17 protein-coding genes are annotated in these 15,761 nt (G+C 46.6%); 11 read left to right on the forward strand and 6 right to left on the reverse strand.

Annotation, left to right across the window (positions count from 1 at the left end):
- The 4 genes from BUB19_RS21900 to BUB19_RS21915 are packed head-to-tail and all read right to left on the reverse strand — an operon-like array spanning nt 1 to nt 2,594.
- On the reverse strand, nt 1–327 hold the full coding sequence (locus tag BUB19_RS21900; RefSeq protein WP_073097768.1) for a hypothetical protein: 327 nt from the start codon (nt 325–327) through the stop codon (nt 1–3).
- 28 nt (nt 328–355) lie between these two features.
- A complete protein-coding gene (locus tag BUB19_RS21905) occupies nt 356–862 on the reverse strand; it encodes a CHRD domain-containing protein (RefSeq protein ID WP_073097769.1) in 507 nt (168 codons plus the stop codon).
- A 12-nt stretch (nt 863–874) separates the two neighbouring features.
- Entirely contained in the window at nt 875–2,059 is a 1,185-nt protein-coding gene (locus tag BUB19_RS21910) for a hypothetical protein (protein ID WP_073097771.1), read from the reverse strand.
- A complete protein-coding gene (locus tag BUB19_RS21915) occupies nt 2,031–2,594 on the reverse strand; it encodes an RNA polymerase sigma factor (protein ID WP_073097772.1) in 564 nt (187 codons plus the stop codon). The genes BUB19_RS21910 and BUB19_RS21915 overlap by 29 nt, the downstream gene beginning before the upstream one ends.
- 363 nt (nt 2,595–2,957) lie before the next feature.
- Between BUB19_RS21915 and BUB19_RS21920 the strand changes: the two genes are divergently transcribed.
- From BUB19_RS21920 to BUB19_RS21970, 11 genes are all read left to right on the forward strand, one after another.
- Entirely contained in the window at nt 2,958–4,799 is a 1,842-nt protein-coding gene (locus tag BUB19_RS21920) for a rhamnogalacturonan lyase (RefSeq protein ID WP_073097773.1), read from the forward strand.
- A 74-nt stretch (nt 4,800–4,873) separates the two neighbouring features.
- Nucleotides 4,874–5,122 (forward strand): hypothetical protein, encoded by a 249-nt coding sequence (locus tag BUB19_RS21925; RefSeq protein ID WP_073097774.1) that lies wholly within the window; start codon nt 4,874–4,876, stop codon nt 5,120–5,122.
- A 161-nt stretch (nt 5,123–5,283) separates the two neighbouring features.
- Nucleotides 5,284–8,100 (forward strand): DUF1553 domain-containing protein, encoded by a 2,817-nt coding sequence (locus tag BUB19_RS21930; RefSeq protein ID WP_245802925.1) that lies wholly within the window; start codon nt 5,284–5,286, stop codon nt 8,098–8,100.
- Nucleotides 8,097–9,587: a DUF1501 domain-containing protein gene (locus tag BUB19_RS21935; protein WP_073097776.1), complete on the forward strand. Its 1,491-nt coding sequence runs from the start codon at nt 8,097–8,099 to the stop codon at nt 9,585–9,587. Before BUB19_RS21930 ends, BUB19_RS21935 begins: the two co-directional genes overlap by 4 nt.
- Before the next feature lie 4 nt (nt 9,588–9,591).
- On the forward strand, nt 9,592–11,043 hold the full coding sequence (locus BUB19_RS21940) for a c-type cytochrome domain-containing protein (RefSeq protein ID WP_073097778.1): 1,452 nt from the start codon (nt 9,592–9,594) through the stop codon (nt 11,041–11,043).
- 157 nt (nt 11,044–11,200) lie between these two features.
- Complete coding sequence (locus tag BUB19_RS21945; protein ID WP_073097779.1) at nt 11,201–11,938, forward strand: alpha/beta hydrolase; 738 nt, start codon at nt 11,201–11,203, stop codon at nt 11,936–11,938.
- 763 nt (nt 11,939–12,701) lie between these two features.
- Nucleotides 12,702–12,851, forward strand: coding sequence for a hypothetical protein (locus BUB19_RS24285; protein ID WP_178371552.1), 150 nt, complete (start codon nt 12,702–12,704; stop codon nt 12,849–12,851).
- Nucleotides 12,852–12,887: 36 nt separating this feature from the next.
- Nucleotides 12,888–13,124 (forward strand): type II toxin-antitoxin system HicB family antitoxin, encoded by a 237-nt coding sequence (locus BUB19_RS21955; protein WP_205603658.1) that lies wholly within the window; start codon nt 12,888–12,890, stop codon nt 13,122–13,124.
- The gene (locus BUB19_RS21960; protein WP_073097782.1) at nt 13,121–13,354 is read left to right on the forward strand and encodes a type II toxin-antitoxin system HicA family toxin; all 234 of its coding nucleotides are present in this window, start codon (nt 13,121–13,123) and stop codon (nt 13,352–13,354) included. The genes BUB19_RS21955 and BUB19_RS21960 overlap by 4 nt, the downstream gene beginning before the upstream one ends.
- Nucleotides 13,355–13,753: 399 nt before the next feature.
- On the forward strand, nt 13,754–13,900 hold the full coding sequence (locus BUB19_RS24290; RefSeq protein WP_178371553.1) for a hypothetical protein: 147 nt from the start codon (nt 13,754–13,756) through the stop codon (nt 13,898–13,900).
- Nucleotides 13,882–14,724, forward strand: coding sequence for an RHS repeat-associated core domain-containing protein (locus BUB19_RS21970; RefSeq protein ID WP_073097784.1), 843 nt, complete (start codon nt 13,882–13,884; stop codon nt 14,722–14,724). Before BUB19_RS24290 ends, BUB19_RS21970 begins: the two co-directional genes overlap by 19 nt.
- A 153-nt stretch (nt 14,725–14,877) precedes the next feature.
- Here BUB19_RS21970 and BUB19_RS21975 read toward each other — a convergent pair whose 3' ends face one another.
- Entirely contained in the window at nt 14,878–15,381 is a 504-nt protein-coding gene (locus tag BUB19_RS21975) for a hypothetical protein (protein ID WP_143156128.1), read from the reverse strand.
- 37 nt (nt 15,382–15,418) lie between these two features.
- Nucleotides 15,419–15,754: a helix-turn-helix domain-containing protein gene (locus tag BUB19_RS21980; protein WP_073097835.1), complete on the reverse strand. Its 336-nt coding sequence runs from the start codon at nt 15,752–15,754 to the stop codon at nt 15,419–15,421.
- Between the last annotated feature and the right edge of the window lie 7 nt (nt 15,755–15,761).

Genomic DNA, 15,761 nt, shown 5'->3' on the forward strand with positions numbered 1-15,761 from the left:
TTAATTATCCATTGCACCGTTTTCTACCCAACAGTAGACGGATTCTAACTCGGCGTCAGTCAATTGTTTGCCCGATTCGGGGGCCGGCATAAAACCACTTTGGGTAAAATCCCTGATCTGATTCGCATACTGAATAATATTTTCAGAAACAGAGAGGTTTACCCGCTCTGATCCCAGTATATGGCATCCGGAAATGGCACAATTCTGATTAATGATAGGTATGATATCACCTGCGAGCGATGCAGGTTGCTCGCCACATCGCTCTTCCTCAGGTAATAAATCAGCTTCATTTTCTGTTGTGCAGTAGCATAAGGTGCAGGCAAGCATTACCCATAAGCAGGTTGAACAAGGGTTTTTAATAACCATCATTATTGTTGTTGTCAGGATTGGAATCGTTGGGCATGTTGCTACTGGCATTGCTACCGATATTACCCTGCGCAATCAAAGTAGACATGGCAGTTGAACTTAAGTGTACGTTGGCATGCCCGTCAAAATTCAGCAGTTCTTCATAGGTGATGGCGGTGCCATCGCCGGTTTGGGTAACGGTAGTTTCACTTACACCACTGGCACCATCTACGTCGCTCAATCCAATGGCGATACCACCACCTTCGCTGGCAGCGTTGTTGTGGATATGGGCCGGGTGAGAATTTCCGGCCTCAGTACCCTCCAATTCAATCCGGATTAAAGTGCTTGTTTCACTTTCTTTTGTAAATGTAATAGAGCCCTGTATCATGGGATCCGACACCGGATTCAATACATACTCTTTTTGGATAATTCGGGGGCCATCATCCTCTTTTTCACAGGCGAGGGTGAAAAAAGCGAGCAGGAAAAACATGTTAAGCGTTAATTTGATCGTTTTCATGATTTCTGATGTTTAAAATTTTAATTTTTGACTTGAGGGATAATATTTGATTCCAAAGAAGGCTCCCAAACTTTTTAAATCCAGGCGTCCCTCTCCGATCCCCTCTAAGGGTAAGCGATAATAGGGTTCCACCTGGACGGCCAGTTTTCTACTCAGCCTTCTTTCATAGCCAAAGCTGATGTTCCAAATACCAAATACATGCTGGTTATTCCCGGTTATTTTCAAATCCTTTGAATAGGGATAGCCTCCATCATTGCTATAGGTCAACGTGTAGTTTTCCTTTATCATGAAATAGGAAGACAGGCCTGTACTTACAAACCATTTGTCGTTTGCACCCATTATGGGGTAATATCTGAAATTAACCGGCACTTCAAGAATCCAGCAGATGCCCCTTAGCGATTCATGGGCTGAGTAACCCTCCCAGTAGCCGGGGCCCTGTTGGTAGCTTTTTTTTGAATGCAAGGCTCCTCCTGAAATGCTCCACCGGCCGCTGAGAAAATATTCCAGGCTCATTCCCATACTTCTGCCAAAGGGAGGGAAATTCGTATACTTCACTGCGCTGAGGTCGGGAGATACCTGTAAAGCAAGGGCAATATTGTTTTTTAGATTATCTGGTGCCCCCCCTTTTATTGGGGTAAATTCCGATGTTTGGATTATGCGTTTTGGGGATTTGGACTTAATCCGGTTAAATTTCTCAAACCCCTCGGATTTTTTATCAGGTACCCGTATAAGATCCCCGATTATCGGCCTTTGTGTTTTGGGATTGGCCATTGTAATGTCTGGATACGCCGTACCCACAACGGAAACAATGTTAGACTTTGGAGTGACGGATTCGTCCCTGGTGCCACGGTTAGGGCCCAGGATAGATTCGGGTTTTTTGATGTTGATATCGATATTTTTTACAGGATCTAAATGCGTAAGCAGAGACCCGTCGGCAATAGCACGGGATACATGGCCTTCCGGTGACTGCCGGTATGCGTCTCCTAACCAAACAGTGATAGTGATGCCGAGAAGCATTAGCAGACCAAAAAAGATCCATTTGTATCCGTTTACTGGTTTGGGAGCCGTATTCTGGTCCAGTATCTTTTCCATTTTGACCCAATCTTCAGGTACAAATGGAATGTCAGGCCTGGAGGATAATTCTTTAAAGAAATCATCCAGCTCTTTATCACTCATGTTTGATACCTGCTTTTTCATTATTTCTTGTGGTTAACATTGCCCTTAATTTTTGCCTTGCCCTGTGAAGATTTGATTTAGACGTACCGGCAGAGATGCTCAGCATCTCGGCTATTTCCTGATGGTCGTAACCTTCAATGGCATACAGGTTAAAGACCGTTCTGTACCGGGGAGGTAAGGCCTGAATCAACTGAATCATATCCATGTATTCGAGTGTTTCCGGGCCGTTTTTCCCGGGATCGGGAATATTCAGTAGTTGGGCCATATCAATATTGCCAGCCTGATGGGCATTCCTCCTATAGCAATTGATGGCTCCATTGATCAGTATTCTTCGGAACCAGACTGTGAAGGGACGTTGTGTATCGTACTGGTCAATGTGCCGGAAGACTTTGAGAAAGCCATCGTGAAGTATTTCCAGGCTTTCATCCCTGCTTGAGGTATACCGTAGGCATATGCTCATGCCATAACTGTAAAACTGCTTGTACAGCAATTCCTGGCTTTTCCGGTCGCCTTTGGAGAGGTCTTTTTTTAGTTTGTTTGACAGGAATTTTTCCACAATTGCCGGGTTTATATCCGCCAGTACAAGAGCGGACCGAATTAGGTTGCGTGGGACTATATAATTTACAAAATATTAATGGGAAATTGTAGGTATACACTTGCTCTGGTAGGGAAGGACGGGCTACTGCTCTGAATTCAATGTATATCCGGCCTACCATTGGTCATAAAGCGGGCAGTCGTTCAGGGATTTTGTGCTAAATTGATTTTTGGATCGGGTTTGGGGAATAAATTCCAACCATTCCATTGTGGTGAAATCGTCCCGGGTACAGGCCTGTCAAAACGGCTCAGCGACTGGCGATATTCTTCTGCAAGACTGTCCTGAAGGTCAGGGGCAGCTAAGAAATAATGATGAACCTGTGTTATGAAAAAAGAAAAAGTGATCCAAATAGTCATTTCCTTTCTCCTAATGACCACGCTGAGTCTTTCGCTGAATGCGCAGCGACAAATGGAATACCTGGACAGAGGTTTGGTGGTCCAGAAGACAGAAGGAGGGGTATTTCTTAGCTGGCGCATATTGGGGGATGAACCTGCGGACACCGGGTTTGACGTTTTCAGGAGATATAAAAATGGGCAGGCCGAAAAAATCAACCCTTCTGCACTAACACATGTGAGTAATTTTGAGGACTTAGAGGTGGATCTTAGCCGCCATCCCTGCTATTTTATCAGGAGCACTTCCGGGAAACAAAGCGGGGAAGTAGCCGTATGGGAAAATGCCTATCTCGAAATTCCCCTGCAGACTCCGGAAGGGTACCGCCCCAACGATACCTCAGTAGGAGACCTGACAGGCGATGGGCAGTACGAATTGGTAGTACACATGACAGGTAGGTCCCGAGACAATTCCCAGGATGGATTTACGGATTCCCCGATCCTGCAAGCATACACTCTGGAAGGAAATATGCTTTGGGAAATCAATTTGGGAATCAATATCAGGGAGGGAGCACACTATACCCAATTTATGGTATATGACCTGGATGGGGATGGCCTGGCCGAAGTAGCTTGCAAAACTGCAGATGGCAGTAAGGATGCAATGGGAGAGGCAATAGGGGATGAAACGAAGGATTGGCGTAATGAAGAAGGTAAAATACTGGAAGGTCCCGAGTATCTGACGGTGTTTTCAGGCAGTACGGGAGCAGCACTATCCACAGTAGATTATATTCCCGGCCGAGGTGATTTGTGCGGTTGGGGCGGGGAAGGAGGAAATGGAGGAAATGATTGCAATGGCAACAGAGTGGATCGGTTTCTGGCAGGGGTGGCCTACCTGGATGGGGAAAAACCCTCTCTTCTGATGGCAAGGGGTTATTACGGAAGGTCAGTGGTTGCGGCCTGGGACTTCCGGGACGGTCGCTTGCAGACGCGTTGGGTTTTTGATTCGGAAGGTAGGGAAAACCCCTATTCCGGTCAGGGCAATCATAGCCTCAGCATCAATGACGTTGATCAGGATGGGAAGGACGAAATTGTCTATGGGGCCATGGTCATTGATGATAATGGCAGGGGGTTATATAGTACAGGTCTCAGACATGGGGATGCCCTGCATGTAAGTTATTTTCACCCGGAATATCCGGACCAGTTGGTCTGGGGCATCCACGAAAATGAAACCAATGAAGCCGGATATGGGGTAGCTCTGTTCAATGCCCGCAACGGAGAAATATTATGGGGCGGTGAAGAAGGGAAAGATGTGGGAAGAGGCCTGGCGGCTGATATTGATCCCCGGTATAAGGGTGCTGAATACTGGTGGAACGGCAGCGCGGGAATGTATAACTTTAGCGGAGAGGACATTGGCGCGAAACCCAATAGCATCAATTTTGCCATCTGGTGGGATGGAGACTTGTTGAGGGAATTATTGGATAAAAATCATATCGATAAATGGGATTACGAAAATGGTGCCCTGGAACGCCTGATGACAGCAGTAGGATGTGTTTCCAATAATGGCACGAAAGCCACCCCGGCCTTGTCTGCCGATATCCTGGGTGACTGGCGGGAGGAGGTTATTTTCAGAACAGAGGAGAACGCGGCGCTGCGGATTTATAGCACCCGTATACCGTCAGATCACCGCATTACCAGCCTCATGCACAATCCCCAATACCGGCTGAGTATCGCCTGGCAGAATGTCGGATACAATCAACCCCCACATACAGATTTCTATCTGGGGATGAATATGGCTGCTCCCCGGTCCCGGCAAATCCATATTATCAGAAAAAAATAATTTTTTTTCATTGTTTCAGGACAAAGCGGGTTTGGCCTGCGTACAGGTAGTGTAACCTAAATGAAGTCATTGCAATGAAAAGCAACTGGTTGTTTTTGCCGGATATTTTCCTGGTTCTGCTGATATGCTTCACCTGTGAACGGAATGAGATGACACATGTGGAGGAAAATCAGCGCTATACGTTTAAAGAGCAGGTTCATTTTTCTGGCAATGCTCCGGAGTCAATTGAAGGGGTACAAAAGCGCCTGTTTGAGGGGAGAGAGCTTGTCTACATAATGGGTGATACACGCGCAAAATCGAATGAAAATGGAATTATAGATTAAGTTGGTGATTTTTTTATTGTTCTTTTTTGGAAAAGGCAAGTGCTTCTGTGCTTGCCTTTTTTCCGTTAGAAGCCAAATTAGTACCATAGCCCTAATAGCTATTTGAAATGAATCCTTTTTTAATTACTTTGTTTTGAATTTCAGGCCCTCGGCAATAATTGATGATGCTCACCCAAAAGAAAATAATGGTTTGCGCCTTTTCCGGCGTGTTACTCCTTGCGCTACTGATCTGGATATTGCGAATAGTACCTCTGGAAAACAAACACCGGGTTATTCCGGCTATCTTATTGGGTGAGGCTGTGGATTATAATCAGGATATTCGCCCGATCGTAAACAATAAGTGCATTGCCTGTCACGGAGGGGTGAAGAAATCCGGTGGTTTTAGTTTGTTATTTGAGGAGGAGGCGCTGGCAGTAAATGAATCCGGAGAACGCGCTATTGTTCCCGGAAATACCCGAAAAAGTGAATTGCTCAGGCGGATCAAACACCATGATCCTGAGTTCCGAATGCCGCTGGAATCTGACCCCCTCTCCGGGGAAGAAATCGAATTGTTTACCAGGTGGATCAACCAGGGGGCGAAATGGGACGATCATTGGGCCTATAAACCTCCAAAGCAGCAGGAAATACCCGATATTCAAAGCCCATGGATTATCAATGAAATCGACCGGTTTGTATTGGATAAAATGGGCCAGAAAGGTTTACAACCCAACCCGCTTTCAGACCGCTATTCTTTGATACGAAGATTGAGTTTCGATCTTACTGGTCTTCCGCCTGAACTGGAGAAAGTTCAGGAATTCCTCAGTGATACTTCGGAAAATGCCTACGAAAAACTGGTAGACCACTACCTGGCATCTCCCGCTTATGGAGAAAGATGGGCAGCCATGTGGATGGACCTGGCACGGTATGCAGATTCCAAGGGCTATGAGGCAGACAGGCCACGCAACATATGGAAATACAGGGATTGGCTGATTCATGCTTTTAACGACAATATGCCTTTTGATCGATTTGTTACCGAGCAGCTGGCAGGGGATTTAATGCCTGATCCCACGGATGAACAGTACATTGCTACAGCCTTCCACAGGAATACCATGAACAACGATGAGGGAGGGACGGACAACGAGGAATTTCGTACGGCCGCCATCCTGGACCGGGTGAACACTACCTGGACCATCCTGCAGGGTACCACCATGGAATGTGTTCAATGCCACAGTCATCCTTATGACCCGATCAGGCACGAGGATTATTACCGGAGCCTGGCTTTTTTTAACCAGACAGCGGACGCAGATATTCCCAGCGAAGCACCGGTACTGATCAATTTTGAGTCGGAGGAAGATATCGAGCGGCTGACAAAGATTCAATCATGGGTGAGTGACAGCATGGCTGCAGAACAAGGCCCCGGTGAACAATATTTCACGGATCTGATACGCCTGGGCGAGCCCAAACTTCATCCCCACTATTTTGAGCAAATCGATAAGGGTATACCCATAAAGGGCACCGCAACCTTCAAAGTAGATCCGCTCATTCCTTCCCGTACCAGGGCACTGCCTTTTGCAGGTGAGGATCGGCTGATGTTTAAAGTACGCGCCAGTGATTCAGGAGGCAATATTTCCTTTCGCCTGGATAGCATCAATGGCAGAGAGGTGGGAAACTGGGAAGTTCGGAGCAAGACAAAAACGAGGTTTAACGAAGAAACAAAGAAAGATGAATCCTATGCGATAATGGAGGTCCTTTCCATCCCCATAACTCCCACGGAGGGAAAACATGATTTGTATCTGGTTTACGAAGGTTCGGAAGAGGAGATAACCTGCACTTTCGAATGGGTATTGCTTCACCATTCTTTGCCTGGAAATGAAAAGCCCGGATACAAGGAGGTAGAAAGGACATTTTACGAACTGTACAATACTGAAGCCGACAAGGAAACCACCCCGGTAATGGTATCCCTCCCGGAGCGTTACCAGCGGGAAACACGCCTTTTTGAGCGGGGAAGCTGGATGGTTCCCGGGGACAGGGTATCTGCGGGAGTACCCGAAATATGGAATGCTTTTGATGACCAATATCCGGCTGACAGATTGGGGTTCAGTAGGTGGTTATTCAGCCCGGCTAATCCCTTAACTGCCCGGGTAATGGTAAACAGGCTTTGGGAGCAATTATTTGGAAGAGGTCTGGTCCCCTCATTGGAGGATTTTGGTTCTCAGGGATCTGCTCCCACCCATCCGGAATTGCTGGATTGGCTGGCCCTTAGGTTTATGGAGGATATGAACTGGGATATTAAGAGGTTGCTCAAAGAGCTGGTGATGTCTGCCAGTTACAGACAATCGTCACACTTCAGGGAAGAGCTTGTGCAAATTGACCCATTGAACGAATGGTTGGCAAGAGGTCCACGATTGAGGCTAACAGCCGAGCAAATCAGGGATCAGGCACTCGCCGTATCCGGACTGTTGAGCGAAAAAATGTACGGGCCCAGTGTCATGCCTGATCAACCGGAGGGCATCTGGCAGGTAGTGTATAGCGGAGAAAAGTGGCAGACCAGCAAAGGAGAGGACAAATACCGCCGGGCCATGTATACTTTTTGGCGAAGAACCAGTCCTTATCCTTCAATTATTGCCTTTGATGCGCCCAGCAGGGAGTTTTGCCTTCCGGAGCGCATCCCGACCAATACACCCCTGCAGGCTTTGGTGACACTAAACGACCCAGTTTATCTGGAGGCCTCCCTGGCTTTGGCAAGGAGGGTGCTTAAAGAAACTTCCTGGAATGAAGAGCAGAGGTTATCCCTGATGTACAGCCTGGCAGTGAGGAGGGGAGTCAGTCAGGAAAAATTGGCGGATTTGAAATCACTTTACGAGCAGACGAAAATATACTTTGAAAACCAGCCTCAGGCAGTATGCCAATTGATAGGAGAAGAAGATGAAAGCCTGGCCACTTACACAGTGGTGGCCAATGCAGTAATGAATTTGGATGAATTCCTGATGAAATCATGAGCAAAAGAATTAATATAGCAGACGAACATCAATACCGCCTGTTGCAGCTCCAGACACGCAGGCATTTTCTCAAGCAATGTACCACAGGGCTGGGAGCACTTGCATTGGGTGGTCTGGTGGGATGCAACAGCAGTTCACCCCATCCCCGGGAAATGGAAGGAAAGGTGGATGAATTGCTCCGACAGGTGCCCCATTTTGCACCCAAGGCCAAGCGGATCATCTACCTGCACATGGCGGGTGCTCCTTCACAACTGGAATTGTTTGATTACAAGCCGGAACTGGCCAAACTGGACGGACAGGATTGTCCGCAATCGCTGCTGGAAGGTAAGAAATTTGCTTTTATTCAGGGTATTCCCAAGATGCTCGGTCCTCAGGCACAATTCAGGCCCAGGGGAGATTCAGGCATGGTGATTTCAGACAACCTGCCTCATTTTTCCACCATAGCAGACGATGTGACCCTGATCAAAACCATGCATACCGATGAATTCAACCATGCACCCGCGCAGTTGCTGCTGCAGACAGGTTCTCCGAGGCTGGGAAGGCCCAGTATGGGGAGTTGGGTAACCTACGGGCTGGGTTCTGAGAATGAGGACCTGCCGGGCTTTATGGTCCTGGTATCCGGTGGAAATACGCCGGATGCCGGAAAGTCTGTCTGGGGAAGCGGCTTTCTGCCTTCAGTATACCAGGGTGTGCAATGCCGCTCTGAGGGAGATCCGGTACTTTACGTTTCCAACCCGGAAGGCATGGATGGAAGTTTGCGCAAACAAACCATAGATGCCATCAACCGCATCAATGAAAAGGAATACCATGAATTTGGCGATCCGGAAACCCTCACGCGGATTTCTCAATATGAGATGGCTTACCGCATGCAGACTTCCGTACCGGAGGTTATGGATATAAAGGATGAGCCGGCTTATATTCACGAGATGTATGGCACGGAGCCGGGTAAAACGTCATTTGCCAACAATTGCCTGCTGGCAAGAAGACTGGTGGAAAAAGGCGTTCGCTTTGTGCAGTTGTTTGACTGGGGCTGGGACATGCACGGTGTAGCGGAGCGTGAATCGCTGGATGAAGGGCTGCCCATTAAGTGCAAACCAGTGGATCAGGCCATGACAGCTTTGGTAAAGGACCTGAAGCAGCGGGGTTTGCTGGATGAAACCCTGGTGGTCTGGGGAGGAGAATTTGGTCGCACGCCCATGCAGGAAAACAGGGGTGGCAGAGAGTGGCCCTATAAGGGCAGGGACCACCATACCGAGGCATTCCCGGTTTGGATGGCAGGTGGAGGCGTAAAAGGCGGCTTTACACTTGGTGAAACCGATGAAATAGGTTATTATGGGGTCAAAGATAAGGTTCACGTTCATGATTTGCAGGCCACCATTTTGCATCTTATGGGCATGGATCACGAAAGATTCACTTATTTTTCCCAGGGAAGGGATTTCAGGCTGACCGATGTGTCAGGAAAAGTAGTAAGAAAAGTTATCGCATAAATACATGGAGCAGTCGTCAGAAATCATCATCTTCTTCGGAAGATTTCACCCCTTGTTGTTACATCTTCCCATAGGCTTTCTCGTTCTGGGATTCCTTATGGAATTGTTGTCCCGAAAGGAGCAGTTTGCTTACCTGAAACCTGCCATTGGCTTTGTGCTCGGGCTGGGCGCCATTTCCGCATTGGGTACCGCCATTCTGGGATTGATGCTGGCCCAGGCAGGTGACTACGGAGAGGACCTTTTATTCATCCACCAGTGGGCTGGTATTCTGCTGGTACTCTTTGCCTTTGGTTCCTGGTGGTTTTATGCACAAAAGCAGAAGAAAAGCGATCTGAAACTACAGCGGGCCTACCTGGGATCACTGGTCCTGATGATGCTATTTTTGGGAGTGGCGGGACACTATGGCGGCTCGCTGACCCATGGGTCCAATTACCTGACCCAGTACATGCCAAATGGGCTTAAGAAGCTGGCCGGTATACCGGTAGAAGAAAAAGGGCCAAAACTAATCGAAAATCTGGATGAAGCAGTGGTCTACACCGACATCATCCACCCCATTATGGAAATTCGCTGCAACTCCTGCCACAATGCAGACAAGAAAAAAGGAGATCTGCAGATGCATACCCGGGAGGCCCTGATGAAGGGAGGTGAAAATGGGCCTGTATTCACGGCAGGGAATGCTGCGGAAAGTGAAATGATCAAAAGAATCCACCTGGATCCAAACCATGACGATCACATGCCTCCAAAAGGCAAATCCCAGCTGTCTGACGAACAGGTTTTGTTGCTGGAATGGTGGATCAATGAAGGAGCACCCTTTGACAAGAAAGTAGCTGAGCTAGAGGCCGACCAGGAGGTACAGACTGTATTGCTCACCCTCACCGATCCGAATGCCAATAAGACTGCCGTGGAGATTCTCCTGGCGGAGGGGACAACGGCTCCGGATCAGGAGAAATTGAACGCCTATGTGCAGGAAGGTATCGCCATCAAGCCGCTTTCCAATGATACGAACTGGCTGCAGGTCACCCTTTACAAAAAGGATCCGGTGGATGAAATTCTGGGCCGGTTGGTCGCAGATTTCCCGGAGCAGATTACCTGGCTGGATGTCAAGGATACTCCTCTGACGGACGAAGGACTGGCTGCCATTGGCCGGTTTAAGCACCTGACGCGGTTGCGGGCGGAGAAAACGTCGATAACGGATGCGGGTCTTGCCCACCTGAAAAATCTTGAATACCTGGAATCCCTTAATATTTATGGCACAGAGGTAGGAAATGAGGGGCTGGATCATTTGGCCGAATTGCCCAATCTGCGGCGGCTGTATGCCTGGGATACCCAGGTCAGCAGGGAAGGAGCAGCAAGGCTTAAGGAGGGGTCTGCCCAGCTGGACATTAACCTGGGCTATGAGGTAGAAGTCATCGATTCGCTCACGGTAAAAGTCCTGCCGGTAGCCAATCAGGAGTAAAAGATAGCAGGTACGACCAGGTGCGATCGGAAAATGGTCACGGGTGTACCGCTATGGGTTCCAGGGTCAGGAGAGGGATGATGGAATAAAGGACTTAGGAAACTTATATAATTTTACCTTTAGGATACATGACCTGAGGGTAGGTAGGTTTTTAAGTTTGGATCCTTTAATTAATTTATTTCCTTGGAATACCCCTTATGCGTTTAGTGAGAATAGGCTAATTGATGCTATTGAACTTGAAGGGCTCGAAGCTTTTACCGTTCATGGTACAGCATCAAATCCGGCGACATTCAATAAAATGACGGATCGTGATATTAAGCGATTATCTGGCAACAAGACTGTAAATCGAGATTTTTCTTGGGAGTCTGATAGAGGTTTTAATAATTCGTTTTTTAATGATCAAGGTGATCGATATGAGGCCGCACAAGCACTTTCAAAGCACGTCATTTCGAATATGAAAAGTGGAGAAGATAGTACCATAATAGGGTATAGTCACGGTGGAAATGTTGCGCTGCAAGCTGTAAAGTTGATTAAAGGCCAGCTTCAAGAGGGAGATAATAGAAAATTAAATATTATTTCAATAGCTACTCCAGCATACAACGGAGCTTTTGATCTAGGAAATCCGGCTAACTCGGGAATGGATTCGCATACTCATTTTTATAGTGAGAGTGACATTATTCAGACTTTTGGTGCCAACTTATTTGGATCCAAAGATGCCTCCCGTACCTACAAAAGTACTCTAACCAAAAATTTTAAGGTTAATGACATAAAGAAGGTGTCGTTTCCTGATGCCACGAACCCAGGCATGAAGGAAAAGGTCGATGTACCGCTAAATAATCCGGTTGAGTCACATTCAATTCATAGGAATAATCCTCAATTACTAAACAAAGAATGAAATAAATTGAGATGGTTAATAAAATTTTGATGGGTTTTTGAAACCTTATCCTATGGTCAATCGCACTATTAACTGCAAAAGGAAGTATCCATTTTGGCCTCGGTTTAGGTGATGCTATCATATTTGGAATTATTTTCGTATTTGTTGTGGTTATTGATATAGCCTATCTTTTGTCTTTGAGAAGAACTGGTTTTTTTCACAATAATCAAAAATTAGTTTTGATTGTTGCAGGTACATTTATGTTGTGGGTTTTACTTCAGATGACTTTTCTTAGAGGAACATTAAGTCCATGGGATGGTAATATTTTCTTTTAGGATAAAACATGATGTTAAAGCCTCCTCAAGGTGGAGTATTCACTACATAGTTTTATTCACTAGTCCGTTGAACAACAATATAACCATTGATACATACGCAACGGCCCATAACACCAGCCCGATTTTTGGTAGGACTAATCGAAGCATTAGTGATAAGCTCCACCTTCTTCAGTATTGGATGGGAGTGATTAGGCAATAAATTTGACCCAACTTCTTTTTATGTTTATTAGCAAATAATTTTTCAACTGAAAAAGAAAAACTATCTTTATGGTTGTCCAAAGGGGCGAAACGTTCTTTATAAAGGTTGTGAGAAGGTTGGAAATTGTTGTGCAGGGGTATACTGGACCAGAACCCCGGTAACTTCGGAAGATATCACCAAGCAGGTCACAAGGAGCTTTAAGAGGCTTTATGCACCCAGAAAGGTCAACTGCCGGACGATCAGTCAAAGTGTGGTCAGCAACCTGCTTAAGGCAGGGCAGGACCTGAGGATTGTCCAGGTGTTTGCCGGACATAAATACCCCTCGGCAACGGAGAAATACAAACAGGCACAGGTGGAAGAGTTGAAAAGGGCTGTACAGAAACACCATCCTTTGGGGTGAAAGAAACTTAAATAACCATATAAAATGTTTACCTTTATGATTACTATGAAAACTTATCAGTTTACGGCCCAAATAGAAAAAGATAAGGAGACAGGCCTCTATGTGGGGCTTGTTCCTAACCTGCCGGGTGCCTATACCCAAGCAGCCACATTAGACGAGTTACAAACTAATTTAAAAGAAGTTATTGAGTTGTGCCTGGAAGAGCTGAGCCCTGAAGAACTAAGCGACCTGTCCGAGTTTATAGGCTTCCAACAGATATCGATAGCTGTATGAGTAAACTACCGTTGGTAGATGCCAAAACCTTAGAAAAGGTTCTTTTACTGTTGGGGTTTGAAATAAAAAGGCAAAAAGGAAGCCATGTTTTTTATCGTCATCCCGATGGCCGTTATACCACAATACCACATCATAAGGGCAGAGATATCAGCCGTTCATTATTACGGGCGGTGCTTCGGCAGGTAGAAATTACGCAAGAGGAATTCATTGAACTGTTAGGCGGTATATAAACCATCCGTTACACATCTCCTCTCAAGCGACACAGCCGGACGCTCCGAAATGACGCCTGGAGTAGCGACACCGTTCACAGGTAAAGCGGCGTTCGTCATCGTCATCGGGCAAAAAGCCACGCCAGCCCGGCGCGGCAGCCTTCCACGGTCAGTTTAAAAAACAAGGTGTTCCAGGCAGCTGCACCGTCCTCCGGGTCTCCGCTACGCTCCGAGCCTGTCATGTCTTTTGCGCTCCTTAGACCGCTCCACTCCCTTGCTTTTTACCCATACCCGCCGGATTGGGGGTTTTCTTTTTTTTCGTTATTTCTTTTAAGGAATGTTTTACAAAGAGGCAGCCGGCGCACGCCTTCTTTTTTTTCAACTGAAAAACTTTTCAACTGAAAGAAAAAAACTATCTTTATGGTTGTCCAATGGGGCGAAACGTTCTTTGTTTACCTGCTGGCAGGCCCGGAAAAAGGTTGTGAGAAGGTTGGAAAAGCTTTGGAAATTGTTGTGCGGGAGCATACCGTTATGGGTTTCAAGGCTGGGTGGCTGATGACGAGATAAAAGGTTCAGGAAAGTCCTACACGACGCATTTCAGGCAGCATGATCCTGGGATTGGCAGGACCTGGAGCAGGGACCCCAAGAATCAGTATTCGTCTCCCTACGTCATGCTGGGTAACAGCCCTGTGAACGGTACGGACCCTGACGGGGCCTGGTTTTGGGAGAAGTCCAACGTGAGGCAGGCCAGGCAATTTGCCAGGAAGACGGGGGGCGATTTCGAAAAGTGGAAAGGGGACGACGGTAAGAGATATGCCGGAGTTACGGTAAATCATGCAGATCAGGGTTCTGGAACGGGTTTGGAATTGGACCGGCAAAACGTGAATTTTTTCACTTTCAGGCCTGGGGAGGACAGATCGAAGCTGCTGCAAAAGGCTGGTGTTGGCTTTTATGCGACACAGACTGCCACGAGCAGCGGCCTTGATCAGGCAGAGTGGATAATGAAAAGCGGCAATGCGTGGTTTGAGGGGACCGCTGAATATGACAGGGACGGGCAGATTCCAGGCATATACAAGGGTTTAGTAGGCTTGAACCCTCTCATAGCTGTGCCCAATGCTTTGAAGATCTTGGGTGAAAACGCCGCAAATCACTTAGGGATCACCGATAATCCAGCAAGGGACATCTACGGGGAGGAGGCTACTAGTGCTATTGATATCGGTGCCGCTTTGTTTGCTGTTCCCTCTCCAATTGGACCCGGAGCTAAAATTTCTAGTCAGTTATTTGGTAAAGAGTCAATTGGAGAGGTAGCTGATTGGGCAAATACTATTTTCCAGTTTTCAAATGATGCAGGTGCATTGGGCCGGTTTAAAGAAGATAATGAAAGGGATTAGACCCTTGTGATAAAACAACTGCTAGCACTTTGTAGATAATTGGGATGTTTTTTGATTCCGTATATTCGCAGAAAGGCGCTTTTGCTCAATAGGTGTGCTTTGCCCAAGGAAAAACTGTAGATTTTTGTCTAGATTTTTCTTAAGGGTATTACTTCACAATTTAGACTCCCTTCCCCATTTATTTAGGACAGTGACGGGGATATTGAGGTTTTCCCATTTATTTATGAAATAGGACAAAACACTTATGTCTTTTTTTTCAAGCAATAATTCGAATTTGTAAACATGATCCTTATGTTGCAAAGTTATTTTATTACCAATCCCGTCTTTTGGAAACAGTGTTCTTGGGTTTGAGTACATTTCCCCTTTATAGCCGTTGAGTGATATATTGATTTTATGAATTTCAGCAACTGGGAATATTAGTCTGTCGTTGTCGGCCTGCTCTTTTTCAAATACAATTTGATCAGGTAAGAGGTGTAAATTTCCAAAAAATGTAATGGGTTTTAAAAATGGAAAAATTAAGGTGTTTATCACAACCAGGAGTGCCACCAGAAGAGCAATTCCTTTGTACCCAAAGATTAAAGATCCGATTGCAATCACCATTAAAAGTAAAAGAGCATAAGCGGCCAACTTGGTAGGGAGGGGTCTTTTCTGTTCCACGACGGGAATTTTGACAGCCTGTTCCATGGTGCTGTTATCAGATGGTTTTTAGCTTAGCACTTTTGATCATTGCATCAAGTGCGTAGAGGATATACTGCTTGTCCTGTTCGGAAAATTTTGCGATGTCGTTAAGGCGCCTTATCATAGAAGGGTCTTTGAGTAGTTCCCTGTCCTCGGTCTCCCCGAGGAGGTAGCCGACGGTGGTGTCGAGCACCTCGGCCAGTTTTTTGACCAAGTCGATGGTAGGCCTCAACTCGCCGCGTTCATACTTGCCGATTGCATCCCTGGAAGCCCCTATTTTCCTGGCCAGTTCGGTCTGCGACCAGCCATTTTGCCTGCGCAGCTGCGCTATTTTGTCCTCAATTTTAGTCATGATCACT

It is taken from the genome of Cyclobacterium lianum (assembly GCF_900143075.1).
Classification (GTDB): Bacteria; Bacteroidota; Bacteroidia; order Cytophagales; family Cyclobacteriaceae; genus Cyclobacterium; species Cyclobacterium lianum.